Origin of the sequence: Streptomyces scabiei 87.22, from assembly GCF_000091305.1 — a bacterium.
In the GTDB taxonomy this organism is placed as follows: domain Bacteria; phylum Actinomycetota; class Actinomycetes; order Streptomycetales; family Streptomycetaceae; genus Streptomyces; species Streptomyces scabiei.
Window position 1 is genome coordinate 3,302,894 of sequence record NC_013929.1, and the last position, 24,739, is coordinate 3,327,632.

At 63.3% G+C, this 24,739-nt stretch carries 25 protein-coding genes, 1 tRNA gene and 1 pseudogene; 9 read left to right on the forward strand and 18 right to left on the reverse strand.

Annotation, left to right across the window (positions count from 1 at the left end; genetic code table 11):
* Positions 1-50 precede the first annotated feature (50 nt).
* Both nrtL and SCAB_RS13755 read right to left on the reverse strand, forming a co-directional pair.
* Entirely contained in the window at positions 51-1,247 is a 1,197-nt protein-coding gene (nrtL, locus tag SCAB_RS13750) for an ArgS-related anticodon-binding protein NrtL (protein ID WP_013000677.1), read from the reverse strand.
* Between the two features lie 198 nt (positions 1,248-1,445).
* The gene (locus SCAB_RS13755) at positions 1,446-1,934 is read right to left on the reverse strand and encodes a response regulator transcription factor (protein WP_013000678.1); all 489 of its coding nucleotides are present in this window, start codon (positions 1,932-1,934) and stop codon (positions 1,446-1,448) included.
* Between the two features lie 194 nt (positions 1,935-2,128).
* On the opposite strand from SCAB_RS13755, the gene SCAB_RS13760 reads away from it, so the two are divergent.
* Positions 2,129-2,203 (forward strand) — tRNA-Arg (locus SCAB_RS13760).
* Between the two features lie 691 nt (positions 2,204-2,894).
* On the opposite strand, the pseudogene SCAB_RS49390 reads toward SCAB_RS13760, so the two are convergent.
* From SCAB_RS49390 to SCAB_RS46955, 12 genes and pseudogenes are all read right to left on the reverse strand, one after another.
* A pseudogene (locus tag SCAB_RS49390) lies at positions 2,895-3,899 on the reverse strand (recombinase family protein); the annotation flags it as partial.
* A gap of 102 nt (positions 3,900-4,001) precedes the next feature.
* Complete coding sequence (locus tag SCAB_RS13765) at positions 4,002-4,451, reverse strand: hypothetical protein (protein ID WP_148274197.1); 450 nt, start codon at positions 4,449-4,451, stop codon at positions 4,002-4,004.
* 26 nt (positions 4,452-4,477) lie between these two features.
* Complete coding sequence (locus tag SCAB_RS44780; RefSeq protein WP_013000680.1) at positions 4,478-4,873, reverse strand: helix-turn-helix domain-containing protein; 396 nt, start codon at positions 4,871-4,873, stop codon at positions 4,478-4,480.
* Between the two features lie 197 nt (positions 4,874-5,070).
* Positions 5,071-5,898 carry a replication-relaxation family protein gene (locus SCAB_RS13770; protein WP_013000681.1) on the reverse strand — a complete coding sequence of 276 codons (828 nt, stop codon included), beginning with the start codon at positions 5,896-5,898 and terminating at the stop codon, positions 5,071-5,073.
* A 178-nt stretch (positions 5,899-6,076) separates the two neighbouring features.
* Complete coding sequence (locus tag SCAB_RS13775) at positions 6,077-8,266, reverse strand: type IV secretory system conjugative DNA transfer family protein (RefSeq protein WP_231885239.1); 2,190 nt, start codon at positions 8,264-8,266, stop codon at positions 6,077-6,079.
* Positions 8,267-8,271: 5 nt separating this feature from the next.
* Complete coding sequence (locus tag SCAB_RS46950) at positions 8,272-8,496, reverse strand: hypothetical protein (RefSeq protein WP_148274198.1); 225 nt, start codon at positions 8,494-8,496, stop codon at positions 8,272-8,274.
* A gap of 338 nt (positions 8,497-8,834) precedes the next feature.
* Entirely contained in the window at positions 8,835-9,434 is a 600-nt protein-coding gene (locus SCAB_RS13780; protein WP_013000683.1) for an MT-A70 family methyltransferase, read from the reverse strand.
* Between the two features lie 218 nt (positions 9,435-9,652).
* On the reverse strand, positions 9,653-10,360 hold the full coding sequence (locus SCAB_RS13785) for a hypothetical protein (protein ID WP_013000684.1): 708 nt from the start codon (positions 10,358-10,360) through the stop codon (positions 9,653-9,655).
* Positions 10,357-11,433: a hypothetical protein gene (locus tag SCAB_RS13790; protein WP_148274199.1), complete on the reverse strand. Its 1,077-nt coding sequence runs from the start codon at positions 11,431-11,433 to the stop codon at positions 10,357-10,359. Before SCAB_RS13790 ends, SCAB_RS13785 begins: the two co-directional genes overlap by 4 nt.
* Positions 11,434-11,438: 5 nt before the next feature.
* Positions 11,439-12,275 carry a VWA domain-containing protein gene (locus SCAB_RS13795; protein WP_041669179.1) on the reverse strand — a complete coding sequence of 279 codons (837 nt, stop codon included), beginning with the start codon at positions 12,273-12,275 and terminating at the stop codon, positions 11,439-11,441.
* A 92-nt stretch (positions 12,276-12,367) separates the two neighbouring features.
* A complete protein-coding gene (locus SCAB_RS13800; protein WP_013000687.1) occupies positions 12,368-12,589 on the reverse strand; it encodes a hypothetical protein in 222 nt (73 codons plus the stop codon).
* A 512-nt stretch (positions 12,590-13,101) separates the two neighbouring features.
* Entirely contained in the window at positions 13,102-13,509 is a 408-nt protein-coding gene (locus tag SCAB_RS46955) for a hypothetical protein (protein WP_148274200.1), read from the reverse strand.
* Positions 13,510-13,602: 93 nt separating this feature from the next.
* On the opposite strand from SCAB_RS46955, the gene SCAB_RS46960 reads away from it, so the two are divergent.
* Positions 13,603-15,249, forward strand: a complete 1,647-nt coding sequence (locus SCAB_RS46960) for a hypothetical protein (RefSeq protein WP_148274201.1) — start codon at positions 13,603-13,605, stop codon at positions 15,247-15,249.
* Between the two features lie 154 nt (positions 15,250-15,403).
* Positions 15,404-15,955, forward strand: coding sequence for a hypothetical protein (locus tag SCAB_RS46965; protein WP_013000690.1), 552 nt, complete (start codon positions 15,404-15,406; stop codon positions 15,953-15,955).
* A gap of 133 nt (positions 15,956-16,088) precedes the next feature.
* Here the strand turns inward: SCAB_RS46965 and SCAB_RS13810 are convergent, their stop codons facing one another.
* Entirely contained in the window at positions 16,089-16,430 is a 342-nt protein-coding gene (locus SCAB_RS13810; protein ID WP_049875703.1) for a ribbon-helix-helix domain-containing protein, read from the reverse strand.
* A gap of 403 nt (positions 16,431-16,833) precedes the next feature.
* Here SCAB_RS13810 and SCAB_RS46970 point away from each other — a divergent pair, with 403 nt between their 5' ends.
* The 3 genes from SCAB_RS46970 (at position 16,834) to SCAB_RS13820 (ending at position 18,201) form a co-directional block, all read left to right on the forward strand.
* On the forward strand, positions 16,834-17,124 hold the full coding sequence (locus SCAB_RS46970; protein WP_148274202.1) for a hypothetical protein: 291 nt from the start codon (positions 16,834-16,836) through the stop codon (positions 17,122-17,124).
* 105 nt (positions 17,125-17,229) lie between these two features.
* The gene (locus SCAB_RS13815; protein ID WP_013000691.1) at positions 17,230-17,583 is read left to right on the forward strand and encodes a hypothetical protein; all 354 of its coding nucleotides are present in this window, start codon (positions 17,230-17,232) and stop codon (positions 17,581-17,583) included.
* Between the two features lie 3 nt (positions 17,584-17,586).
* Entirely contained in the window at positions 17,587-18,201 is a 615-nt protein-coding gene (locus SCAB_RS13820) for a JmjC domain-containing protein (RefSeq protein ID WP_148274203.1), read from the forward strand.
* Positions 18,202-18,377: 176 nt separating this feature from the next.
* On the opposite strand, the gene SCAB_RS13825 is transcribed toward SCAB_RS13820, so the two are convergent.
* The 3 genes from SCAB_RS13825 to SCAB_RS13835 are packed head-to-tail and all read right to left on the reverse strand — an operon-like array spanning position 18,378 to position 19,629.
* Positions 18,378-18,986 (reverse strand): ATP-binding protein, encoded by a 609-nt coding sequence (locus SCAB_RS13825; protein ID WP_013000693.1) that lies wholly within the window; start codon positions 18,984-18,986, stop codon positions 18,378-18,380.
* On the reverse strand, positions 18,983-19,309 hold the full coding sequence (locus SCAB_RS13830; protein WP_013000694.1) for a recombinase family protein: 327 nt from the start codon (positions 19,307-19,309) through the stop codon (positions 18,983-18,985). The genes SCAB_RS13825 and SCAB_RS13830 overlap by 4 nt, the downstream gene beginning before the upstream one ends.
* Positions 19,306-19,629 carry a recombinase family protein gene (locus SCAB_RS13835; RefSeq protein ID WP_013000696.1) on the reverse strand — a complete coding sequence of 108 codons (324 nt, stop codon included), beginning with the start codon at positions 19,627-19,629 and terminating at the stop codon, positions 19,306-19,308. Before SCAB_RS13835 ends, SCAB_RS13830 begins: the two co-directional genes overlap by 4 nt.
* A gap of 219 nt (positions 19,630-19,848) precedes the next feature.
* Here SCAB_RS13835 and SCAB_RS13840 point away from each other — a divergent pair, with 219 nt between their 5' ends.
* From SCAB_RS13840 to SCAB_RS13850, 3 genes are all read left to right on the forward strand, one after another.
* On the forward strand, positions 19,849-21,015 hold the full coding sequence (locus SCAB_RS13840) for a helix-turn-helix domain-containing protein (protein WP_013000697.1): 1,167 nt from the start codon (positions 19,849-19,851) through the stop codon (positions 21,013-21,015).
* Between the two features lie 18 nt (positions 21,016-21,033).
* The gene (locus SCAB_RS13845) at positions 21,034-21,762 is read left to right on the forward strand and encodes a 5-formyltetrahydrofolate cyclo-ligase (RefSeq protein WP_013000698.1); all 729 of its coding nucleotides are present in this window, start codon (positions 21,034-21,036) and stop codon (positions 21,760-21,762) included.
* Between the two features lie 508 nt (positions 21,763-22,270).
* Entirely contained in the window at positions 22,271-24,712 is a 2,442-nt protein-coding gene (locus SCAB_RS13850; RefSeq protein WP_013000699.1) for a type I restriction-modification system subunit M, read from the forward strand.
* Positions 24,713-24,739: the final 27 nt, after the last annotated feature.

A 24,739-nucleotide genomic window follows, 5' to 3' on the forward strand; every position in this document is an offset into this window, starting at 1 on the left:
GGGTCCGGGCTCGGACCACGGCCACGACGGCTATGGCTCCGCGGGCTCGCTCAGAGGTAGGCGGGTGCGTCGATGCCGAGCAGGGACAGGCCGCCGGCCAGCACCGTCCCGGTGGCTTCGGCAAGCGCCAGCCGGGCCCGGTGGGCGGCCGAGGGTTTCTCGTCGCCGCGCGGCAGCACCGTGTGCTGGAAGGCGAGCAGGGCGTCGGCGAGGACGACCATGTGCCGGGCCAGCCGATCGGGAGCGCGGAGGGTGGCGGCTCGGGTGAGGGTGGAGGGGTAGGTGGTGAGGGCGGTGACGAGGGGGATGGACGGGTCGGCGGTGAGCTGAGTGGCGGAGGGGTAGGGCTCGGCCGGGCCGCAGAGAGCGCCCAGGGGGCCGGGGGCGGCCGTGAAACCGAGGGCCGCGGCGTTGCGGGTGAGCGCGCGGACACGGGCGTGGGCGTAACGGACCCGGAAGAGGGGGTTTCCCGCCCGCTGCGCGAGGAGGTCCGCGGTGATCCGGGGGCGGTCGTGGGCGGCCGGATGCAGGAGGGCCCAGCGGAGGGCGTCGGGGCCGAGGGGGGTGGGGTCCTCGGGGGCGGGAACGGGACGGAGGTCGATGGGGCCGCCGGGACCGCCGGGACCGACCGAACCGACAGGAGCGCCGGGACCGACGGGGCCGACGGGGCTCCCGTCGTCGCCGTGGCCGACGGCGGCGATGTGCTGGGGTCGGATGTGATCGACCTCGACGCGACCGCCCTGGCTGGCGACGATCCGCCCGAGGGCGTCTGCGACGACCTCCGCACGGATGTCGTACGGGATGCGCAGCCGGAGAACCTGCCCGGCGAGGGTGTCGCTGTGCCCGTAAGGGAGGAAGACGGTCCCCTCCTCTGCCTCCTCCGTCCCCTCCGTCCCCTCCGTCCCCTCCGTCCCCTCCGTCCCCTCCGTCCCCAGGATGCGACGCACGAGTGTGGTGGTGGCGGCCCGGTCGAGGTGGATGTTGAGGAACCCGGGGCCGGTGATCTCGACGGCGGCGACGCCTTCGGTGCTGCTGAGATGGGGCCGCAGTATCTCGGCGACCTGCAACGGCGGCCGCCCGGCGGGCCGGGCCAGCTGCAACGCGATGTTCGTCGCGTAGTCCCCGCTGCCTCCGGGCCCGGGCGGGGTCACCACGGCACGTGCGGGCACGGCGACGCTCAGCTCCCCGCCCTCCACAGCACGACGCACCGCGCGCAGCACGGTACGGGAGAGCTCGACGGGGGTCACGGGACAAGCGTAGGGGAGGAGGGGGGTGGGTATGCGAGCCGGTTTGGCCTGTGGTCCGGGATGTGGACAGGGCTGGGCCGACGTACGGCCGAGGGCAGGGACGGGAGAGCGACGCGCCCCGGATGGAGGGGAGCATCCCGAGGCTTGGGGGCGGACCGTCAGATGCTGACGCGACGGCCCCTCACCCTGTACTCGGACTCAGGTTCCAGTGCGGCCGGCGCGCTCGGCACACTCGGTGTGGTCGGTGTGCTCGCTCCCGCCGAGCGGGACGCCGGCGGGGGTGGGGCCGTCGACGCCGATCCCGTACGACACGCCCTCGCCGTCACCGGATCTCGCCCGCTCCATCAACTGCCGCACGAGGGCGATGAGTTCGGCCGGTTCGAAGGGCTTGGCGAGAAAGGCGTCGACGCCGACGTCGAGCCCGGCCTCGACCTCGTACTGCGAACAGGCGCTGACGATGGCGAGGGGAAGGCGTCGCGTCCGGGCGTCACCACGCAGCCGGGCGGCGGTACGGAGACCGTCGAGCCGGGGCATGGCCACGTCGAGGGTGATGAGGTCGGGCCGCACCTGATGAACGACGTCCAGGCACTCGGCACCATCGGCCGCGGTCACCACCTCGAAGCCCTCCAGCTCGAGGTTGACCCTGATCAGCTGCCGGATGACCTTGTTGTCGTCTACAACAAGCACCCGGCCGGACGCGCCTGGCACAACTCGAGAGTAGGTCCGCCCGCACCGCCGCGTCCGGGTTTTCCCCACTTCCACCCCGTGCGGGCGACCTCCCCCAGCTCAACCCCGCCCTCGGCCCACCGGAAACCGTTCATGATCTCCCTCGCAGAGCTGGTAGGGTTCTACCCGTCGCCGCCGAACAAGGCGCCCGACACGCCCCCGTAGCTCAGGGGATAGAGCAACGGCCTCCGGAGCCGTGTGCGCAGGTTCGAATCCTGCCGGGGGCACCAAAGTAGTTTTATTCGAACCTTCGACACCCCGAACGGGGGTCGGAAGGTGAACAGAGAGACCCCCAGCCAGCGTGCTGGGGGTCTTCTTGTTGGCGGACGATGCGGGCCGTTCCAGGACTTCACGCAGCCTGGCCTGCCCCTCTGCGCGATCAGTCCGGGCCGTTTGCCCCGCCTCCAGGACGTCTCCATCAAGCAGCGTGTCGAACGGTTCGGCGTACTCGCTGTGGACGCCGTCCTCGTCGATCATGAGGTGGGTGAAAAACGCCTGGTTGAACAGCCTGCGTAGCTGCGGATCAGCTGCCAGGTAAGCGGCGTGACAGTCGCGGGCAAGGTCCAGTGCGCGCGTGAGGTTGGTCTCGATCGCATCGAAGGTGGCCGTGGCCGCGCCGAGCCTTCCCTCGATAGCCGTGAGCTGGTCGGTGATGCGCTGCTGCTCGCTGGCGATGAGATCCATCGGCACCGCACCGCTGTAGATCGCTTCGAGCAGCTTCTGACGCTGCGCGGTGAGCTTCGCTTTCTCGGCCACCAGATGCCTGTGCTCGTCTTCGGCTTCCTTGCGGTGGGAGGCAAGTTCGCTTCGGAGCCCCTCCTCGATGGCGTCGCGGAGTTCGGGGGCAAGCCGGACGCTGGCCCAGTGGTCTTCGACCATCTTCTCGATCTTGGTGATGAGCAGCGCCTTGCGCGTGCAGCCGGTCGTCTTCTGGTGTCGCCCCAGACACACAAAGTACGGGTAGACCACGCCGTGGCGGTTCTTGGCGTTGGTGATGATCAGTCGGCTGCCGCAGTCGCCGCAGAAGACGCTGGACTTGAGGTAGTGCGGGTGGTCGCGCTGTCGCTCACCGACGAGGTTGGCAGCGAGGACGTCCTGAACTTTCTGCCAGGTGACCAGGTCGGTAAGCGGCGTGTGGCGGCCGGGGTAGATGACGCCCCGATACACGACCTCACCCCTGTAGTAGGGATTGGTCAGGATGCTGTGCAGGACGTTGGGCCGGATCGGGCGCGACGGCATCTTGGGGGTCCGCTTCGTGGTGAGCCCCCTGGTTTCCAACTCGTCGGCCAGCGACCGAAGTGTCCACGTGCCGCTCGCGAAGGCTTCGAATGCCCAGCTGATCAGCTCGGCACGCTCGGGGTCCACCTCTACCGTGCGCTCCTCGCGCCCTTCGGGTGTGCGGAGTACGACGTTCAAGTAGCCGAGTGGAGCCTTGCCCGGGGTGCCACCGGTCTTGGCCTTCTGGCTCATCCCCTTGTGCACCTCGGTGGCGAGGTTGCGGGAGTAGAACTCCGCGATGGACGACATGATGCCGTGGAGCAGCATCCCGGAGGGGGTCTCGTCGATGTTTTCCGTCGCGGAGACCAGAGTCGCGCCGGCCTTCTTGATCGCCAGAGTGATCTCGACGTCGTCCACGCGGTTCCTTGCCAGGCGATCCACCTTGTGGACGAACACGTAGTCGACGGGGTTTTCTGCGAGGTAGCGCAACATCCTCTGGAGGTCGGGCCGGTCTGCTGACTTCGCCGATTCCCCCGCGTCGATGAACTCGGCGACGATCACGACGCCGAGGCTTTCTGCCTTGCGACGGTTAGCCTCACGCTGCGCGGGGATGGAGAACCCCTCGGCTTGTCCGCCCTTCTCGGCCTGTTCTTTCGTCGAGACTCGCAGGTACGAGATCCCTGCCTTCATGGCACCAGGTACGGTCATCGCGCACCTCCCATTTCTTCGATTACCTGCACACAGTGGACGGAGTTGCTTGCACCGTTGTTTGTGTTGAGCGGTTGGTTCACAGGTGTTCCTCCTTTTTCTTTACGCCGAGGCCGCTGTCAGTTCGCGAGCAAGCGCCAGGCAAGCAAAGTGCTTGGCCAGGGCGTCCCAGTCCGCGTCACTAAAAGCAGTCGTCACTCGGCGGATCGGATGGTCGATGATGTGTTTCAGTTGGTGGAGCACCGTAAACGCACGCTCGTCGGCCGAGTCGTCTTCGCGCACGTGGATGTGCCAACGGTGATTCGCCCAGAAGGTAATTCCCGGTACGGGCAGGCGCGCAGCCGACTCCACGACGATGGTCGGGAAGAGGCTCGCGAGGTGAGCGGGAGCCTGACCGACTGGGGCCGGGAGCAGTCCTCGCAGCAACCCCGCCTGCTGGGCAGCGATGTGACGCATGGCTTCCAGGGAGCTGGCTGGGTCACGGCCGAGGTCACGTAGTGCGGTAAGTGCTCCGGGACTGACGGTGGGGGCGGTGTCTCTTATGGTGTTCATAGTGTTCCTCCTTTCCCCACCAGTTGCTATCTGCCTGGTGGTTTCTCAATTTCGTCTTCGAGCGGCATCGGACCGTTGGGGTCGAGGCCCTGTTCGCCGATGAGCTGCTGGATATATTCATCAACTGAGGCGATGGCGTCTTCCGGCAGGCCGTAGCGCGTGCGCAGATAGGTGCTCATACTCGGCAGGTCGGATGGCGTGACGTACCCGGCCATTGCGAACAAGTCTGCAAACGGCACGTCCAGTGCTGCACCCAAGGCTTTTAACGTATCCGGTTGCGGCGTGATCTTCCCCCGCTCAAGGCGTGTCAGTCCACCCGCATCAATGCCAGACCTTCTCGCGAGCTCTCGTACGCCGAGTTTCCGCTCATGGCGCAGACCATGGAGATATTCTCCGAAGTGTAGTGTCGCGTCGGTCTTCATGTCGTTTGCCTTTCCTTTAGTTATATCCCTATTTTAGCTCGCCCGCTGTTTAAAATCAGCACTTGTTGACAATTCCGCAACGTAATTCCGGGATTACTGTCCGGAGTTCCGGTGAAATCTCGACGCCTTTTCATTGTGTGTCTTTTTGCTTGGGGAGTGCTGAAAATCAGCTGACACTTTGCGGCACCTCAGTCGGTTCACGGCGGACCGGTGGCATAAGTCGGTGCATCCGGCTGATCGCCAGTGAGGAGGCGCCCGAACTCGTCGACGGTGAACACCCGGAAGAGCTCCGGCTGTAGGGCCGTGTCGGCCGACAGGGCGGCCTCCAGGGCGCCACGTCGGGCCGTGTCCGGGACGACCCAGGTAACGGCGGGAAACAGGCCGTGTCGGGCCTGGTGGGCGCCTGTGGCGGCGTAGCGCTGGTAGGTCTTGGCCTTGCGGACGACGACCGTGGGGTGCTCGGTAGCGCGGTCGGCCTCAAGGAACCAGTGGTCCTCGTAGTCCCCGCTGGCCGTGACGGCGTACAGGTCGGGCTTGAGCCATTCGAGCGTGCCGTGCGGGTTGACGAACGAGCGCCAGCACGAGGGCTCGGTCTCGACGTTGAGCAGTTCGATGACCCCTTGGCCGGCGTACTCGTGGAGCTGCACAGCCAGTTCGGCGACGGCCAGAGTGTGCGCCGTAAACGCCGGGGACGGCTCGACGTAGCGTCGCCGCTTCTTCTCCCCGTGCACGGTGCGCAGCAGCCGCTCGCCCGTCGAGGCGAGCTGCCAGACGATCCCCGACGAGCCGCTGCGCACTCCACCAATGCGCCGAGTAAGCCGCGCCACCAAACCGTGCGATTCGAGCCGGACGAGGACACGCATGGTGGCTCCCGAAGCTGCCGTGACGGTGGCGTGGCCTTCTGCGAAGTGCAGGCGGCGTATCTGCGCGGTGCCGAGCAGCCGGTGGGCGCGCAGCGATTCCAGGACGGCCAGGTCGCGTTCGGAGAGCCGCAGCAGCAGACTGGCGACATCGCTCGGGGTCATCGGGCACCTCCCGTCCTCCGTCGAGGCAGGCGATAGCTGCCGCCAGGCTCGGCGCCGTGACCCCCGAGTAGGGGGTCAGTCCCATCCCGCAAGGTGGGGTGTAGGGCGGATGAACTGCGGAAATGGCCAGATGGCAGGGTCGCGAACAGTCGGGCGAAGACAGGGGCGAAGAGAGGCATCATCGGTGCCTCCGTTTCCGACCGATCTGTTCGATCGCGGTCGAGAAGTCGCCCTCTTCGGGTGCCTGTGGCTCGTCGCTGTCCACGGTGTTCGTGTCGGGCGTGGGCTGGATCGGATCCGGTGCGTAGTTGCTTCGAGCCGTAGCTCGTACGGTTTCCGGGTCGGTGGTGACGGGTGGAGGTGGCAGCGTCTCCACCAGTGCCCAGCCAGACGGCAGGCCGTCGGCGACGAGGTTGGCGTAGGCGTGGAACTTGGACAGGGCTTGGAAGTCCTCGGCGGTGAGGGTTCGGGTGAGCTTGGCCATGTCCCGCGCGTCCTCGTACTCGGTGGCGAACATGATCTTGGAGCGGGCGTTCATGTCCACCGCCGTGCGCAGCGCGGGCGGGAACTGGCTGCGGAACTGAGCGGCCAGGAACCAGCCGACTGAGAGCGACCGTGAGACAGCCAGGGCGTCAGCGAGCGACACAGGCAGGTTGAGGAACCGAGGGGCTTCGTCGATGTAGACGACGCCGGGATGCTTGTCGGCGTCCGGCTCGTCGGCACGCTCCTGGGTGGCCTGCCACAGGTCGGCAATGATGAGACTGCCGAGCAGCGACGCCGTACCCGGCCCGATGAGCCCCTCGTTCAGGGGGACGAGCACGATCTTGTTCTCGCGGAAGATATCGCGCAGCCGGAACTTGCCGGTCCGCTGGTCGAGCATGTGAATCAGTGCCGGGCGGAGGAGGAACTGCCGCAGCTTGTTGAGCGGCGGTGCAATCGCGGCTGCCTGCGCCTGCGGCGACTGTGCTTCGTACCACGACCAGAATCCGGCCAATCCGACGTCGCCGTGCATCCGTCCGACCTGCTGGAGACGGAACTTGGGATCGGTGAGCAGCCGGGGCAGATCGACCAGGGTGGCCGGCCGCCTCGGCGTGCTGGCCCTGGCCAGGGTGCGGAGGCTGGCCGAGAAGATATCCGCCGAGCGCGGTCCCCAACCGTCAGCAAAGACGGCTTCGAAGACTGCCAGCACGCCGTCGACCACAACGTCGGGGTCGCGGCCTGTGACGTCGAGTGGATTGAATCCCACCGGATTGTCGTCGCCAGCGTTCAGTTCGACGACATCGCCCCGTCGGTGCTCAGGGATACGCGCGAGGATGTCGTCAATGAGCTGACGCTTCGGGTCGAGGACGGCGACGGGGCGTCCGGCCTCGATGTCCGCGCAGATCAGATTCAGAAGCGCCGTGGTCTTGCCGGAACCGCTGGGGCCGTACGCAACGGCGTGGAACGTCTGGTCCTTGGCGCCGATGCCGAGCAAGCGGTCATCGCCAGGTACGGCGCTCCTCGCAAAGACGCGAGGTCCGGTGTGGACATCGGCGGCGGCGCGGAGGAGCCTCGGGTGTGCGGGCGGGAGGCCCGGAAAGTCACCATCGTTCAAAGGCCAACCGAGCAGACCGACAAGCTCAGACACACCGAGCGACAGCGGCCAATGCCACGGCGAACGCGCCTTGTTGACGTGCTTGGGGTGCTCACGAACCAGATCGATGTGCAGCCCGGGGCTCTGGGCTGTGGAGATCGCGCTGAGCAGACTCCCGATGAATCGGCGGCGCCGGCCGGAATCCGGGCTCGACGCACCGAGCCGGATGGTGGTCGCGAACCCCGGCTGTGAGGCGCGCTCTTTGAGGCGTGCCCGCGTCTCGGTACTGGCCGGACGCTCGCCCTGGGTAAGGAGCTGGAGCAGGGTGGTACTGGGATCGGGAACGCTCGGCGGAACGGCCCGCGGAGCGCGCCGTGGTCCGAACAGCACCTGCACGACGATCTGTTCACCCTGCTTGAGTGGCGTTGCGAGGCTTGAAAGCAACGCCCGGGTGGTGCCCTCGCGGTCATCGCTCCGCAGCGGAAATCCGGTTGGACGGAGATGTAGCCGCCCTGATTCATCCACGGGCGGACGGGGTGCAGTTGTGCCGGTGCCCGGTGCGGTCAGCAGACTGCCAGGGATGAGGTCACCCAGCATCCGGCGGAGCGACTGGACGTCGGTGGCGTGGCAACCGAGCAAGTGTTGGGTGCCGTCTGCGTCGGCTCGGACTTCGAGGGCGACGCGTGGTGCGTCGCGGTCGGAGGCCAGCCGGGTCAGGAATCCGGCGACAGCTGCGGGGTCCAGCGGACGGGGCAGGTGAAGGCCGGAGAACACCAGCTCGGTGTGGCTACGCATCCAGCTCACCCCTGCCTCACCTCCGTGTCGGAAGAGGTGGCCTCTGCTTCTGTCCGGCGAGTCGACTGCTCGGCCTGGGCCTGGCGTTCGGCCTCGGCCATGGCCAGGCCGATGAGCGCCTTTGAGAGTTTGCGGATATCGGGCGGATCCTTGCGGATCCCACGTACGGTGAAGCGGCGTTCCTCACGCCCTCTGCGTTCCTTTTTGGTCCCCCTTCGTTTTGAAGTCATAAGGTCACCTCCTTTCATTCCGGGTGTTGACTGAAATCAACACCCCGCATATCCAGTTATCGTTGATCTTGGTCAACACGTCAATGGAGTTTGTCGATTCCACAACGCGCGGCATCTGTTGAGTGGGCGTCACCATCTCGAACGTCTCCACCGCGCGATAGCGACGGCGATCCATGTGCACGAGACCAGCGCAATACCGCCGATAATCCAAGGCAGTACGGGCCGCAGGAACGCGACTGCGAGGTTGAGTGCGATCGTCGCGCCAAGGAGCATGAAGCAAGCGCGCAGGACCCACGCGAATGGATTGCTCATCGGGGATTCGCCCTTCTTCTCGCCGCTCATGTAGCCCGCTCGTCGCGACCACGGTCGCTGGGCACCGGGTAGCCGGAGAGCGACACATCAGCGTCGATCTGGTTCCCCCACACGAACCACGGCGAGTTGCTCGGCGGCCGACGTCTGGCGAACAGCTCCAAGTACGGGCCGGGCGACAGGCGCTCGATGAGCGGGTACTGCTCCTCGGGCTTGTGGGAGTGGTCTTGCACTGGGGCGGTGATCCACGTCGGCTGCGCACGGAACTGGACCGGCGCCTTGCCGCGAGTTGCGAAGAGCAGGTGCTCGGTCGCATTGCGCAGGTAGACGCCAAGCCCGAGCCGGAACTTGATCCAGGTGAGCGGCGACCGGACGGTGAAGCCCCAACTTTCGGCGACGTCGTAGCCGTCGCGTAGCGTGGCGTTGGTGACCCACAGCCAGAGGTGGGCATCGTCCTCGGCCATGTCGGCGACGGGCATAGCCTTGATGCGCTCCAGGGTCATGAGCGGGTAGTGGCGCTCCGCCCCTCGTCCGCCCTTCTGATGGATGTCCCACGGAGGGTCGGCCAGGATGGTGGGAAATCTACGCGGGATGTTTGACCGGGTGGATTCGTCGATGGTGTTTGTCATGTCGTTCTCTCCTTTCCTGTTCCGGCGATCTTGAGCGTGACTTGCCGGAATCTGCTTCTAGTTATGAAGCTGGATTGCGAGTTGGGAAATCGTCGGTTCGGTCGAATGGTCGCCCGAAGGTTCGGCCCTGCTGAGCGGACATTCCTCGGTTCCTGGCTGACACACGGGTGACGAGAAAGGTGTTGTGGAATGGGCTACGTCATCACCCGCAGAGCACGTCACATCGGCGCGTGGACGTGACTGCCGGGACGTCGGGCAACCAGGCTTGAGAACAAGGCCCGCGCGACCGCGCCGGGCGGATCGTCCCGCTCGACATGCGTCACGGTGATGCGCTCGTCGAGCATCTCCGAGCCCAGACGGTTGCCGAGCACGACCGCGTGAACGTCACCGGGGAACCCCGCCAACTCGGCAAGCACGCTGGACGGTTCAGGGTCCAGCAACCAGAAGTCCGAGAGCACAACGAGCGTTGCCGCGTGATCGGGGTGGGCATCGGCAATCTCGATGGCTCGGCGGAGGCTGGGGGCCAACTCGCTCGTACCAGCACCGTCCGGCGGGACGTGGAGGCCGGAGCGCAGCCTCGCGAGTCCGCGTCGGGTGATCGGTGTCGGGGGGACGTCGCCGCTCGACGGAGTGTCGAAGTGCAGCACAGCCCCCAACTCGTGGCGCGCACTACGGCGAGCAACGACCGAGAAAGCGTGCGCCACTTCGGCAAACCGGTTCGACAAGGGGTCGGTTCCGGCTGGGCTGGTGACCGAGCCGGAGTTGTCGAAGTCGGCGATGAGCAGCGTCGGCACGGTGGCCGGGCGGCCAGGACTGCCGAGCAGGTAGTCCGTACGGGCTCGCCTGGCCGGCGTGCCCGGCGTCGGGGATCCAAGTAGGCGACTGCCGAGGAGAGTGCTCGGACGCAGCGAGCCGACGCGGTTCACGCGACACCACCTCGACGCGCACGCCTCCCGATAACTCCGCCCTGCTCACCAGCCGGAAAGCCGTGCCCGAGCACCTGCGGGTTGCGGCGCTGCACCCTCCAGGACAGCGACTCCACCCGCTTACCGGCTGCTTGAGCCCGCAGCTGGTACTCGTCTCGGATGGAGCGCTCTGCTGCCTCGGCCTGCGCCTTGCCCCTGAATGCCGAGGACTTGGCCAGCTTGAGGTATCGCCGTTCGGCATTCTGAGCGCGCTTGGCCATACCGGCGAGGAGGTCTGCTACCTCGTCGGCAGCCGAATAGCCGAGCAACCCCGACCCGATCGCCGTCGCCGCAGCCAGCAACCCGAACGTCAGCCCCGAGGCACTGCCCTCAATGCTGGCCCGCAGATTGAAGATGCCGACGGCGAGCAGCGCTACGACGACGAGGGAGAAGAAGCTGATGAGCTTCACGATGCTGCCGCCGTTGTCGGTGTCCGCGAACAGTCGCGCATACCGCGCCTCGTCCACGGTCAGCGACTCGGGATCGCGCTGTCGGGCCTTGGCCATACGGATGTACTTCAGCTCGGCCCCGACCAGTCCGGTGCAGGCGGCGGCTAGGCCGGAGGCGAGTGACTGCCCGAACGCGATTGAGGGAACGTCGCCGTTGGTGACTGCCGCCGACCAGACGCCTGCGGTGTCACCGAACCAAAGCACCGGCCAGCAGATCCAGTAACGCAGCTTCGCTCCGGGCTCCCGCCGTGTATATGGGGTCAGGACCCACGCCGCGTGCTGGTAGTCGGCCCGTGCTTGGCGAACCTCGTGCTCCTGCTCCGACAGCAGGAACTCCGTCCCCGCGGCCACGCGGTCCAGGCTGCGTGCCCGTTCCTGGAACGGCCGGGCCGCGCGCTCGCCCTCGGCCGGCCAGATCAGTTCCTGCTCGTCGGCCAGTGCGTGGTACTCCTGCTCGGCATAGGTCACGCCGACGCCAGGCGGGCGAGGGTGACCGCCGACCTCGTCCAACCGGGGCAGCGAAACCGCATCGGCTTCGTGCGTCCACACGTCCAGAGGCGCGGTCGCGTCGGAGAACAGCTTCACGGCGGTCACCGGCCCTCGGAGGTGTAGTCGGTGACGGAGACGCACTCCGCAGCGCCGGTCTTCTTGCACAGGGCGTCGTAGTAGTTGACCAAGCCCTCAACGATGTCTGAACGCGGTGGTGTCCCGGCCACCCGGCCGAGTCCAGCGACGGTGACGGAAGCGCCGGGGATCTTCGGCATGGCCGTCTTGTTCGCCAGCTCCGCAACTTCCTGCTTGCTGACGGCTCGCTTGCCGAGATCGATGCCGACGTTCTGGAAGCCGTCCGTGAGCAGATACATGTGCAGGCGGAAGTCACCGCCCACCTGATTGATCCATTCACCAGCCAGCCGGTACTGGGCCGTGATGTCGCTGCCCTTGCCCTTGAGGCCGGCTACCGCGGGCCCGTATACATCCCGGATCTCGGTCATGGTGTCGTCGACTACCTTCGCGACCCGCTTGAGCCTGGCGTTGTCGGTAGCGCCGTGGAGAGGGAGCGGCCCGTCGAAGAGCATCGCCGTGGCCGCACTGGATGCAGAGAAGACGGTCACCCGTAGACGGCCGGAGCAAATGGCAGTGGTGCGGACGATCTGCTCGATGGCGGCCATCCGCTCCTCGGTGATGACCTTCGAGGCGCTCGACCCCGTGCCGTCGATCTGAATGTCCGAGGCGGGCGGCGCGGCTGCATCGCACGAGGCGAGGATCCGCTTGTCCTGGGCGAGTTTGCCGTGCGGGGACGAGCCGACGGAGCAGGCCGTCATGGTCGCGACTGCCAGCGCTACGACTGCGGTGAGCCGGAAGCAACGAGGCGACGGAATCGGGGCGACGCGGGGACTGTCGGTCGTGGTGCGAGTGGTGAGACGCATAGCGGGACCTCCTTCTGGTGATGTCGTGTGCCTGGGGGTGTTCCGGGGGTGGGGCTCCAGAAGCCAGAGCCCCACCCCCGGAAGCGTTTTAACTACGCCTTGTTCGCGCCGCGAAAGCGCTCTGGCTTGTGCCGCCGGTTCTGCTCGCGACGGAGGCGATGACGTTCCTTGCCGTCGCCGGCGACCTGGACCGAGGAGATGTCCGTGTCCTTACGACCGAGGCTCCTTGCGAGGCTGGTCATTTCCTCTGTCTGCTGTGCGATCTGGGCGCGCTCGGCGTCGTTGATTCGGGCGATGTAGCGGTTTCGAGGCATGGAAAAGCTCCTTTGCGGTTGATGTGGTGTGAGGAATGGCGAACTGAGTTGCTAGGGATCCAAAAATGTCTGGAGAGGACGGCGAGGGACCTAATGGCGGTCCCCACGCCGTTCTCTGCGCGCGACTACTCTTTGTCGTTCTTGTCGAGGCCCAAGACCGACCGCGCGTCACGCACAAACTGATGAATTCGGCCTACGAAATAGGCAGTCACAACGAGACCGATAACCATCAGAGTCGACACAGACGTCTCCTCTCTTGAGTTCTCAAGGGGGTGTGGCCCAACTGCCGCCAGGAAGCGGTTTTCGGTGGGCACATCACTACGAGACCAGGCGATGAGAGCTCGTGGGGGAAATGACCCGAGAGTGACCCAGGGCTGACCCGCTGAGCGCAGAAAACCGCAGGTCACTGCCTCATGGGTCAGCCCTGGGTCACTCTCGGGTCAAGCATCGGGACATGGAAAAGCCCGCTCCACAGTGGAGCGGGCGAGTGGGGTCGGCCAGACGAAAGTGCTTCAGAATCCAGAAGGCGGGTCTCCGTCTTTCCTGCCATGCAGCTCATAGAAGGTCTGCATGGCGAAGAGGTCCGGATCGAGCACAGGGTGGTGCATGCCCATCTTTCCGAAGATGCTGCTGACGCGGCGCGGAATGATCTCCGACGCCCCTTCGGGATCAGGATCATCCTTGACGTAGTCCAGGAAGGTTTCTTCGGTGAGCCATTCGTCTATGATTACGGCCAACGCAATCATGAACGTCTGAAAATCTCCGCAGCAGACTCGCACACCACGACCGCAGCGAACCCAGGCTTCCACATAGTCAGCCAGGCACGCCGGATCACCGAATCTGATCTCCTCCGTAGAGGTTGTCGCGGTGAAATCTCCGAAATCGTAATTTACACGTCTCGCAATAGATACAGCGGACATGTCAGCCTCCTTTTACAATGAAGGCCGACCCCGCATATATTTATAACATAAATTAAATATATTCGCAATAGCAAACTTCTTTTAGCGTGACTCATGGTCGACGAAATAAACAGTGGGATCGATCTTCGCGTCCCGTGGCGCAACAGGAAGGTCGTGATCTTCGTAGTCGGCGACCGCTCCCCGGTACCCCGCCCAACAGATCTCGCGAAGGTGATTCTGCTCGTGAAGCCTCCCGAACCCCGACCCAACTCCCCTATGCTGACGATCCACTTCACAGAGAGGGCGTATCAGTTGGACACGGGCAGGACGGACGAGACACCGCCGGTCGAGCGAACCGCGCTGGACGACTTAAAACGTCTCGCAGACGTTGGCGTAACTGATGCGTCACTCGAAGGCTGCTTAGGTCTTGAGCAGGTACTACTCACGGGAGTGGCAGTAGATGGCGCACTCGCCGAGGGCGGCCGCATCACCGTACTCGACACCGTCCTGCGTCGCGTTTCCGTTGATGCGATGCGGCAGTCGCTTGCAAGAAGGAATGAAAAACCCCTGGTAGATCAGCTTGGGGAGTCAACTTTCCAAGTCGCAGCGGCAGCTGAGCTTCTGGGGATAAGCGACGAAGCTGCCTTTAGTCTCAAGCGTCAATCATGGAGACCAAACGATGCCGAATGGAGAATAGAGGAAAAGAAGGAAGAAAACCGTGGATCGCGAGGACAGCGCCAGCTTCGCGCGGGAGTCTGGGTAGAGAAAAGTTCCTCGACTATCAAGAGGCGGAAAGGCGAGCTGCTTGCAGCGTTTGAGTCACGCTTCAAGGTATACGTCGCGAGCCATCAAGATGAGCTTCGCGAGCTCATGAACAGCCACGTGGCTGCGACGATCCCTCCACAATCGGCGCAGCAACCTGGTTCACCGAACCCAGCGCCTCCCTCTCCGCCGGCCGCCAAGCGGAAGAAGCAACGGATTCTGCTGTCTCTGAGTACTGCGTTCGTCGTTACCGTGGGCGCCGCTCTAGGCCTGTGGTGGAAATGGTCGGCAGGAGAAGGAGAAGGAGAAGCAGAAGCAGCCCCACTCAACGTCAATACGACGTGGCCTACTTTCCGCGGCTGTGACGGAGCCACTATGGTTGCCATGCAACCGGGTGGCTCCAGTATCCAGTCTTTCCCCTTGACGACAAAAGAGGACTCCCGAATTAAGATTGCCGCTGCGTCAGGTGGCGGGTCCTGGCAGTCGGGGCAGTTGGTTATCGACCTCTCGGGAAATACAGATGAGCCCGTAGAGATTAGAAACATCCACCACAAGAAACTGCGGGAGCTGCCTGCACCCAAGTGGGTTTACGAGCCCCGCGGCGGATGTGGCGATATGTACCACAGGGAGTTCGTACTTGATCTGGACGGGGGTAGGCTATTCGATAAGGGAGTCGTAGGCGAAGCGAGCATGCTGGTGGACGGCGAGGCACCCCCGCCGACTGAACTAATTGGGCCTGCATTCACCGTCAGTCGTAGTGACCCAGCGCAGGTTACCGTAAACACCTTGAGCTGCAAGGGAAACTACGAGTGGATGCTTTTCATTGATTACGTCCAGGGCAGCACGAAGGGGACCGTAACGCGTGGCCCGTATCGCTCGATGGGTGTCGCAAAGGACACGGAGCATTACTTCACCGAGGATTGGAAGCGCTACGAGAGCGAGGGGAAGTTTTCAGGGTCTGAGCCAAAACGATGCGAGCAGATCCTGGCACTTCCTTGAAACGGCTTGGCCTTTCTAGACTAACGAGGGGTTCGTAGTGGCATCCATGAGGCAAACGAGGCTACTCCTTGCTGCGGGTATGTGGATTATCCTCGTAGGCACATCTGCTTGCAGCGCGGAGCCTTCGTCCGAGAAGTCACTATCTTCAACGGAAGTGGTGACAATCGCGCCGCTTGATGATTCAGGGGAGCCCGGTTCTGAATACACGATCGTCCATGAAATGCGGGAAGTGGAGTGCCACTCCCCATCCCCCTCCGCAGTCGACGCCGACATCGTCTGGTGCGGCACTACCGCAGATTCAGCGAACGTATGTTGGGTGAAGCCGGATCGGACTTCACTCCTCTGTGGCGTGTCGCCGTGGGACAAGCAACTCCGAGAGCTCTACTCAGCTGGAAAAGTCCAAAAAATGAAGCCAGAAGCCGAACCAAAGCCCTGGGCAATGGAACTTACCGGCGGCGATAAATGTCAGGCGCGAATCGGCGGTGCCGTAGATCCGCTGCCGTTCGAGCTGATCCATATGTACTACTGCGAGAAGTCAGATCGCATCATCGTTTCAGGTCCTGGTGTAAAGCTAGTCGAAAAGTCGTCAGCCAAATGGACCGTGCAGGTCGTTGATCGCGAGAAGGTGGCAAAAGAAGGTGAGAAGTACAAACTTCCGCCTCGGACGTCAGTCGCCAAGGTCTACTTTGCGGGCCAATCTTCCTAACAGAGATATGGTCCGAGCCAGCCCAGATATGAAGAATGGCGGGAGCGCCACCCGGACAGCAACATCAGTCGCGTCCAGGTGGGCTCCCGCCCTACGCCTCCCCTGAGCTCACGCTCGAAGGTGAAGCGGCGTGCTACTCGTCAGAGGTCTTGCCTCGACGAGCAGCCGGACGGCCGGCGGAGGTTGGCTCTTCAGTCTTCTCCCCCGCGGTGTCCTCAGCACCGAAGATTGCCGAAATCGCGTTGCGACGCGTCTGTGCCTCACGCTCGATGTCGGCACGGATTGCCGCTGCCTTCTGGAGAATGGCCGGGTCAGACTTGGTCTTCTCGACCCAGTGCTCCAGGGCGACCCGAATCTCTTCGGTGGTGCTGCGGCCGGTGATCTGAGCGACGACGTCCAGTTGTGCTCGCAGATCTTCGGTAATCCGGACAGCCAGCGTACGGAGCTGGCCTGTTCCTGTTGGCTGCTCGCTCATAGCGAGCCACCTCCTCGGTAAATTGCGGCCGACGAACCCGAATGGTTCATCTCATGAAGCCGCAGGACACCGATGAGGAATTCAGGTGTTGATTTCAGTCAACACTTCTATTTATGAACCATGTGTTGTTTGAAGTCAACACTTTCTCAATGGCGTTGTGAATACTACGTCGCTCTACCTCTTACAGCACCCGCTTCGTGCTGGCGAGGCCTGGCGGGTCCACGAAGAGTGAGATGGGAGGCTGCCGGGCTGAGTGGTACGTGCTGTCCGGCGCCGCCGTCTGCGGCTGCCCCTGGTCACGATGCTCGATGCCTCAAGATAGCTCCAGTATAAGAATCGGCGCGACGGCAGCGTTGTAAATTTACATCTTGGCTTCGCCTCTTCCAGTATTTATAATCAAAGAATGAAAGAATTGGAGGAGATCATGAAAAAACAAACTACATCGGAGCAAATATTGAAAGAAGTGATCGCACTGATAGAGGAAACACGCGCCAGGGCTAAGCTATCTGGAAAACCTTTCGTCCTCGGGTTGTTATTTGAATCATCAGATGGATCACTCGTCAAGGTGCTACGCCAGCATGAGGATGAATTGAAGAAGCTCGGCGCCACACTGCTTGAATGGCGAGATGACGCCCTGCGTGGACGTGCACAAATCGCAGGCGAAGAGCTTTTAGTATCGATTCAGCGGGCCTAATTGATAACTTTAGAAAAGCATTTACAAAAAGGCTGAATTAGTTTAATATGAAATCAGCCTTTCGAGGATTTGAAAGAATCCGGGGCTTCCATTAGGGAGGAATCCGTGACCGCGATGTCTACGGAAACTCTGGTCGGTAGCCAGAGCAATCTGGCTCACCAGCTCGCCGCCATCCTGGCGGACCACCCGGCCGGTAGTTCGTTCCGGCTCATGTTCGCGCCCGTGGGCGTGGAGGTGGCCGAGGACGAGGTGCTGGTCCAGGTCGTCAACGCCGAGAGCGGCGTCATCGAGCTGCGTCCGCGCAAGCTGGACGACCTCAGCCTCGACGACACCGTGCACGCCACGCAGGTGCTCGACCCGGGTGACGACGACTTCAACGAGTACGCCGCGACGCCCATGGCCGGCAAGTGCTTGGTCCGGTACGACCTGCACAAGAACCGCCAGCACATCTACGACTGATCGTTGACGGTCGTCGCAGAGAACTCGATCGCATCGCAGTTTCTCGCCCGCCTGTGGTCGGCTGTATTGCCGACTTACATGCGTGCCGAGGAGCAGCAGCGAGTAGCTCACTTCGTCAGTGCCTTTGATCCAGCATACCTGGAAAGGTTGCCACTTCCCCTGAAAGGGGAGCGATCAGAGGCACAGACGGTGGCGCTTGTGGATGACGCGGAATTCCACCGCGAAGTCAGTAACGATGCCATCGAGGCCGCGTACCAAGAGCGGCGCCGGACGCGTGTCTACGAAGGAATGGACGCGCGTAGTGATGGCTGGTACAGCGTCACAGCCTTGCAGTTGGCTCGGCTCGCTCGGTGTCGCGTCGCGTGCAGTATGTACGAATCAAGCTCAGGCGACCGCAACATCGGCGCACACGTCGATCAGTGGCTGGGTGCGATCGTGCAAATGCGCGGCGCAAAAAGCTGGACGCTCTGGCCAAGCGCGGACGGCGAACCTCAGCAGATCATCACGCGGACCGGCGACGTACTGCTGATTCCGCGCGACATCAAGCATGAGGTCACCACCCCCGATTACTCGGTGCACCTGGTCTTCGCGTTCATGACGGGCCAGCCCATCGGGTAAAGGAAGTCATCGAAAGGAATCCCCCGACTGTCCAGCCAGGACAGCGGGGGTTTTCTCATTTCTGGAATTATCTCAATCTAGACCGCGTATCCCTTCAACAGGAATCAGAGAAATTCGTATGGGGACCAATGTGTCAGATCAAAGACGGCCGCCGGCCTTCTCTTGAGTCGTGTGGTTCAAATCGGTCGCGGCTCATCCCATTGGTACAGAGCATCAAGAAAGCGTTGCAACAGCGCTTCCTCTGCCATCGTGTGGACTGGCCCCTTGGGTGGTTTAGTGGCCCCGGGGATGCGTACTGGCATGGTGCTGAGTGGCGGTGGTTTCGCCGCCCTGTCCAGTTCGAATTCTGCCCACACGATTTTCCCTCCGGCGTGCGGGCGGAAGACATCCCACTGCTTCGCCATCGCCCCGATGAGCAACAGCCCCCGCCCACCTTCGGCGTCGTCACCCGGGTTTTCGGTCACGGGTACGTCAGAGCTTCTGTCCCAGACGTCCAGAACCAAGCTCGTGCCGGTGGCACGGAGCTGTACCCCGATGACATGCTCCGCCGTTATTTCCCACGACTTCGGTTCCGGGTCGGTCAGTCCCGTCGCCTGCACGGCGTTGGTGACGAGTTCAGACACCACCAGCTCCGCCGTCTCGACGTAATCGGACAGGTTCCACCGCGTCAGCGTCAGCCGAACGAACATGCGCGAGCAACTGGCGGCCGTCGGCACGGCAGCCAGTTGCAGGCTGCTGGTGTAGACCCAATCGCGGTTCGGTGATGCTGGTTGCTCCTCGGTCACGACTCGACCACCTCGAAGACTTCGGCGCCTGCGTCCAGTTCCAGCTTCGCGAGCATGTGAACCTGCAACAGCGGATGAAGCGCCAGGTGGTCAATGGTCGGTACGACCACGTGGCGACCGCCGACACGGGTGAGTTCAGCGACCAACGCCCCGAACGCTCCCGTACAGCCGGGTACGAACTCTTGAAAGGTCGTGGCGTACTGGTAGCCCTCGGAGGCGGCGAAGCGTTGGAGACCACGTTCAAGGGCAAGTAGCTCCTCGTCCGTGTGGCTTCGCGGGACGCGCATGTATCCGTAGATCAGGGGAAGTTCTTGGTTGGTCATCGGCCTTGCCCCTGAACTACCCAGATTCGCGCACCGGTTTCCTGCTCGATGTGCTGGCGCATGGCGTTCTGGAGGCCGGGCAGCCGAGCGAAGTGCCAGAGCGAGGGAACAATGACGTCCCGTACGTCGTGGCGCTTCAAGGAGTCGAGCATCACGTAGAAGGCAGATTCCGAACACCTGATGTTTTCGGTGAACACCTGGTCGAGTGCGAAGCCTTCGCGCTGGGCGTACGCGGCCAACTCGCGCTTCACACGCTCGGATTCGTCATCAACTTCGTCGCTGCTGACGACGCGCATATAGCCGTAAATCTCAGGTCGCATTGCTTTCCTTCCGCCGTTGGAAGCCGGTCCAACGGCGGGCTCGGGGCCAGGCGCCGCTGGACCGGCGTAACGGCCAGAAAAGCCCCTTGACCTGCACAAACCCAGAGCAAACGAGGGGCAGGAAGGACGCAAAAAAGAGGCAAGGGCACCTTTGACCTGCGCAAATGGCCCCCGGGTGGCTATGGTTGGTACGCCCCCAAGCCCCTGGAGGGAAGCGCAATGGCGGCCAAGCGCATGCGACTCGCACAGCGTCGCAAATCTGCGGGCTACAGCCAAGAGAAGCTCGCCGAACGGCTGGGCGTCGAGCGCTCGACGGTTGTGCGCTGGGAGACGGCCGAGAGCGAACCCCAACCATGGATTCGTCCCAAGCTCGCCGCCGCACTCAAGGTGACGGCCGATGAGTTGCAGTCCCTGCTCGATGACGTGACGGTCATCCAGGCCAAGCCCAGCGAGCGCATGAGCTACGTCCTCGAACACCCCTCGTCGGTCGACCTCGTGGCAGTCGCCTACCTGCACGAGCGGATTCGCCAACTCGACGAGCGGTACGACAAGGCACCCTCGACGGCGCTTCTCGGTCCCGCCGGCCAGGTCCACGGGCAGGTGAAGTTCCTTCGGGAGAACACGACCAACCCGCGTGTTCGGAAAGCCCTCTTCGAGGTGGAAGCCGAGTCGGCCACGTTCATGGGGCAGCTCGTCTGGGACGTGAGCCAGCGGCGCGACCACGACGCACCAGTCGCCTACCTGGACGAGGCGGTGGCTGCAGCACGCCAGGTGCGTGATCCGTACGCCGAGGCATACGCAACCCTGCGCAAGAGCTTCGTCGCGCTCTACGGCGAGAAGGACCCCCTCAAGGGCGCCACCCTCGCAGGACAGGCGGCGGAGGTCGCACGATCCGCCAGTCCTTCCCTTACCGGACTCAGCTTGCTTCACGTGGCCGAGGGCTACGCCATGAGTGGCGACCTCAAGTCATGCGAGGAGGCGCTGACGAAGGCAGAGGCACAACTCGACCTGGTCGGCGCCGATGACATGGCTGCCGAGTACTACACGGCCAACGAGTTCGGCCGCTTGTCCGGCTCGTGCTACCTCTTCTTGAACCTGCCCGAGCGGGCCGAACCCATCCTGCGTATGACCGCCAGGGCGCTCGCCGCGAAGCAGAAGAGCCAGGCCATCGCGCTCGGGAATCTCACCTTGTCGCTGATCCGCCAGCGCAGGCTCGACGAGGCGGCGGCCACCATGCACCGGACGATTGACGCCGTGGAGCTGACACGGGGTGGCGGTGGTCTTAACCTGGCGTTTGCCGCTGGTCGAGAGCTTCGCGAGTGGCGACAGGAGCCATGGGTACAGGACGTCAACGATCGGTTGCTGGCCCTCATGGCCGCGATCTAACGGGACCGGTAGGGGTACGTGAGCGACATCGACCAGGCCAAGGAAGTCGTCCGTGACCAGGTGTGGCGCCTGCTCGAACGTGAGGGCGCGGCGCCGGAAGGCTCGTACGGCAAGATCCCCGGCTTCTACGGGGCCGAGGTGACAGCCGACCGCCTGGCCGAGCTGGTCGTGTGGAAGCGGGCCCGGACGATCAAGGCGAACCCCGACTGGGCCCAACTGCCGGTCCGTATCCGCGCCCTCAAGGACGGCAAGCTCCTCTATATGGCCGTGCCGAGGATGGCGAGCCTCCAGCCGTTCTACTTGCTGGACCCCGAGACGCTTGGGCTACCCGTCGAGCAGGCCGCGGAGAAGAGGGGCGCCTCACAGGTGGCTCGCCGTGTCGGCGTCGAGGACATGCGGCCCATCGACGTCGTGATCTGTGGCAGCGTCGCGGTCAACCGTTCCGGTGCTCGCATCGGCAAGGGCGCGGGGTATTCCGACCTGGAGGTGGCGCTTCTCATCGAGGCGGGCCTCGTGACGGACAAGACGGTCATCGTCGCGCCCGTTCACCAGCTCCAGGTCGTCGACGAGGAGATCCCCGAGACAGAGCACGACTTCAGTGTGGACCTGATCATCACGCCCGACGAGGTGATTCAGTGCCCTGGGCGTCGCCGGCCTCGGGGGCTTGTCTGGAACGACCTCACGGCTGAGAAGATTGAAGCGATTCCGGTGCTGGCTGCGCAGGCGAAGGGCTTGAGCGCCGAGTAAGACGCCTTTGCACTTAATCGGAATGAATGGCTCCGCCTGGAGTCACGGACATTTCCGATAAGGCGAGCGATTCAGGAATGGCCGAATGGCGCAGCCCTTCTGTTTCTTTTCCAATCCATCCAATTGGTTTATACTATTCAAAGATGAAATTCATTCTAATGCGAAACGTCCTGAGGGGTGTCAGAGTTCCTCATGTAATGGCTGAGATAACCTCCGCGGGCAAGTCCGTTGTCATGACGCGCTATTGGGGCACCGTTGATTGGTTCGCTCGGTGCTGCGGTGACCTGCTGGAGTCAGGCCGCTTGGGGGCCTCCGAGTGGTCAGACAAGGGTGAGGTGTCGGTGGCTACCGCTATCGTTGGCGGATGCGCTTCACGCATCACTTTCGGGGATGCAGATGGCCCGGTCGGACGAATGAGGGACGGACGTAACGGCATGAAAAGGTTGATCGGGCGCCTCGGCGTCGCCTCGGGGGAGCATGTAACTCGTGCCGTGGACGAGGGGGTGGCGTGGTAGTGGCTCTCAAAAAGTCGGACCTGTACGGCTCGCTCTGGCGGAGCTGCGACGAGCTACGCGGCGGCATGGATGCCAGCCAGTACAAGGACTACATCCTGACGCTGCTGTTCGTGAAGTACGTGACGGACAAGGCCAAGTCCGATCCGAACTCCTTGATCGATGTCCCCGTCGGCGGGTCCTTCGATGACATGGTCGCCCTCAAGGGCGACAAGGAGATCGGCGACAAGATCAACAAGATCATCGGCAGGCTCGCCGAGGCGAATCCGACGCTGGTCAAGGTCATCGACCTTACGGACTTCAACGATGAGGAGAAGCTCGGCAAGGGCAAGGAGATGCAGGATCGCCTCTCCAAGTTGGTGACGATCTTCGCTGACCTGGACTTCCGCGGTAGCCGCGCTGAGGGCGACGACCTACTCGGCGACGCCTACGAGTACCTGATGCGGCACTTCGCAACGGAATCGGGCAAATCGAAGGGCCAGTTCTACACCCCGGCCGAGGTCTCACGCATTCTCGCCAAGGTCGTCGGCATCGACCCCAGCACCCGACAGGACCACACGGTCTACGACCCTACGTGCGGGTCGGGCTCGCTGCTCCTCAAGGTGGCTGACGAGGCACCGCGCGGCATCACCATCTACGGCCAGGAGAAGGACAACGCCACCTGGGCGCTGGCCAAGATGAACATGATCCTCCATGACAACGAGGACGCGGACATCCTCAAAGGTGACACGATCACCAATCCGCAGTTCACCACGGGGAGGCAGCTGCGGACCTTCGACTTCGCTGTCGCCAACCCGCCGTTCTCGATCAAGTCGTGGAGCAACGGCCTGGAGAACGACTACGGCCGCTTCGAGTACGGCCGGCCGCCGGAGAAGAACGGCGACTACGCCTTTCTGCTACACATCCTCAAGTCGCTCAAGAGCACCGGCAAGGCCGCGATCATCTTGCCGCACGGTGTGCTGTTCCGCGGCCACGCCGAGGCGAGCATTCGTAGGGAGCTGCTACGCCGCGGCTACATCAAGGGCATCATCGGCTTGCCTGCCAACCTCTTCTACGGCACCGGTATCCCGGCCTGCATCATTGTCCTCGACAAGGAGAACGCCCAGGCACGCACCGGCGTCTTCATGATCGACGCCTCTAAGGGCTTTATCAAGGACGGCAACAAGAATCGCCTCCGTAGCCAGGATATCCACAAGATCGTCGATGTCTTCAACAGGCAGGTCGAGATCGAGCGCTACTCGCGCATGGTGCCGCTCCACGAGGTCGCCGACCCGAAGAACGACTACAACCTCAACATCCCGCGGTACATCGACGCCTCCGAGCCGGAAGACATCCAGGACCTTCACGCCCACCTTCACGGCGGAATCCCGGATCACGACCTGGACGCACTCAACGGGTACTGGGAGGCGTTCCCGAGCCTTCGTGCCACGCTCTTCAAGCCGAACCGTCCCGGCTACAGCGACCTGGCTGTCGGCGTTGCTGAGGTACAACAGGCCATCCTGGACTCCGATGAGTTCCAGAAGTTCGCTATGGACGTCCGTGACCAGGTTGCCGACTGGTTCGCCGCGCACCGGCCGATCCTGCAAGCGCTCAACCCGGACACTGTCCCCAAGGACCTGATCGCTGGTATCAGTGACGATCTGCTGGCCCGGTTCAAGAACACCCCTCTGCTCGACGAGTATGACGTCTACGAGCAGCTCATGACTTATTGGCACGGCGTCATACACGACGACGTCTTCCTCGTCATGAACGAGGGGTGGTGTGAGGCGGCGAAGCCCCGCAAGACCATCGAGGACAAGGAACGCAAGCTCTCCGAGACCCCAGACCTCGTCATCGGCTCTGGTCGCAGCGCCACCAAGTACAAGATGGACCTCATCCCGCCGACGCTTGTCGTCACTCGTTACTTTGCGGATGAGCAGGCCAAGGTTGACACCCTGAACGCGGCAGCCGAGGAAGCCGGCCGGGCCGTTGAGGAATACGTCGAGGAACACGCTGTCGAAGACGGCCTGCTTGCTGAAGCAATGGAGGACGGCAAGATCTCTAAGGTTCTTGCTTCGACTCGGCTCAAGGTGGCTCGACACGAAAGAGCTGAACCAGAAGAGGTCAGGGCTCTCCAGCACCTGATCAAGCTATACAACGACGAAGCCGTCGCCAAGAAGGCCGCCAAGGAAGCCGAGGCAGTGCTAAACTTCGCCACTTTCAAGAAATACGGCGACCTTACCGAGGTTGACGTGAAGGCCCTCGTGCTAGACGACAAGTGGAGGAACACCATCAGCGAGCGGATCGTTGGTGAGGTAAACGCCCTGACTTTGACGTTGGTTGGCCGCATCCAGCAGCTTGGCGAACGGTATGCCGAGACTGTTGGAGAAATTGAGAGCCGGATCATGCAGCTGGACCGTCAAGTCGGTGCTCACCTAAAAGCCATGGGGGTCGTGTGAGCCTCGACATAACATCAAGGGGTTGGC

Coding starts and splice junctions, on each gene's coding strand:
- SCAB_RS13765 (WP_148274197.1), bottom strand. CDS start 4,451: ATGAACACCATAAGAGACACCGCCCCCACCGTCAGTCCCGGAGCACTT.
- SCAB_RS44780 (WP_013000680.1), bottom strand. CDS start 4,873: ATGAAGACCGACGCGACACTACACTTCGGAGAATATCTCCATGGTCTG.
- SCAB_RS13770 (WP_013000681.1), bottom strand. CDS start 5,898: ATGACCCCGAGCGATGTCGCCAGTCTGCTGCTGCGGCTCTCCGAACGC.
- SCAB_RS13775 (WP_231885239.1), bottom strand. CDS start 8,266: ATGCGTAGCCACACCGAGCTGGTGTTCTCCGGCCTTCACCTGCCCCGT.
- SCAB_RS46950 (WP_148274198.1), bottom strand. CDS start 8,496: ATGACTTCAAAACGAAGGGGGACCAAAAAGGAACGCAGAGGGCGTGAG.
- SCAB_RS13780 (WP_013000683.1), bottom strand. CDS start 9,434: ATGACAAACACCATCGACGAATCCACCCGGTCAAACATCCCGCGTAGA.
- SCAB_RS13795 (WP_041669179.1), bottom strand. CDS start 12,275: ATGCGTCTCACCACTCGCACCACGACCGACAGTCCCCGCGTCGCCCCG.
- SCAB_RS13800 (WP_013000687.1), bottom strand. CDS start 12,589: ATGCCTCGAAACCGCTACATCGCCCGAATCAACGACGCCGAGCGCGCC.
- SCAB_RS46955 (WP_148274200.1), bottom strand. CDS start 13,509: ATGTCCGCTGTATCTATTGCGAGACGTGTAAATTACGATTTCGGAGAT.
- SCAB_RS46960 (WP_148274201.1), top strand. CDS start 13,603: ATGGTCGACGAAATAAACAGTGGGATCGATCTTCGCGTCCCGTGGCGC.
- SCAB_RS13810 (WP_049875703.1), bottom strand. CDS start 16,430: ATGAGCGAGCAGCCAACAGGAACAGGCCAGCTCCGTACGCTGGCTGTC.
- SCAB_RS46970 (WP_148274202.1), top strand. CDS start 16,834: ATGAAAGAATTGGAGGAGATCATGAAAAAACAAACTACATCGGAGCAA.
- SCAB_RS13830 (WP_013000694.1), bottom strand. CDS start 19,309: ATGACCAACCAAGAACTTCCCCTGATCTACGGATACATGCGCGTCCCG.
- SCAB_RS13835 (WP_013000696.1), bottom strand. CDS start 19,629: ATGCGACCTGAGATTTACGGCTATATGCGCGTCGTCAGCAGCGACGAA.
- SCAB_RS13840 (WP_013000697.1), top strand. CDS start 19,849: ATGGCGGCCAAGCGCATGCGACTCGCACAGCGTCGCAAATCTGCGGGC.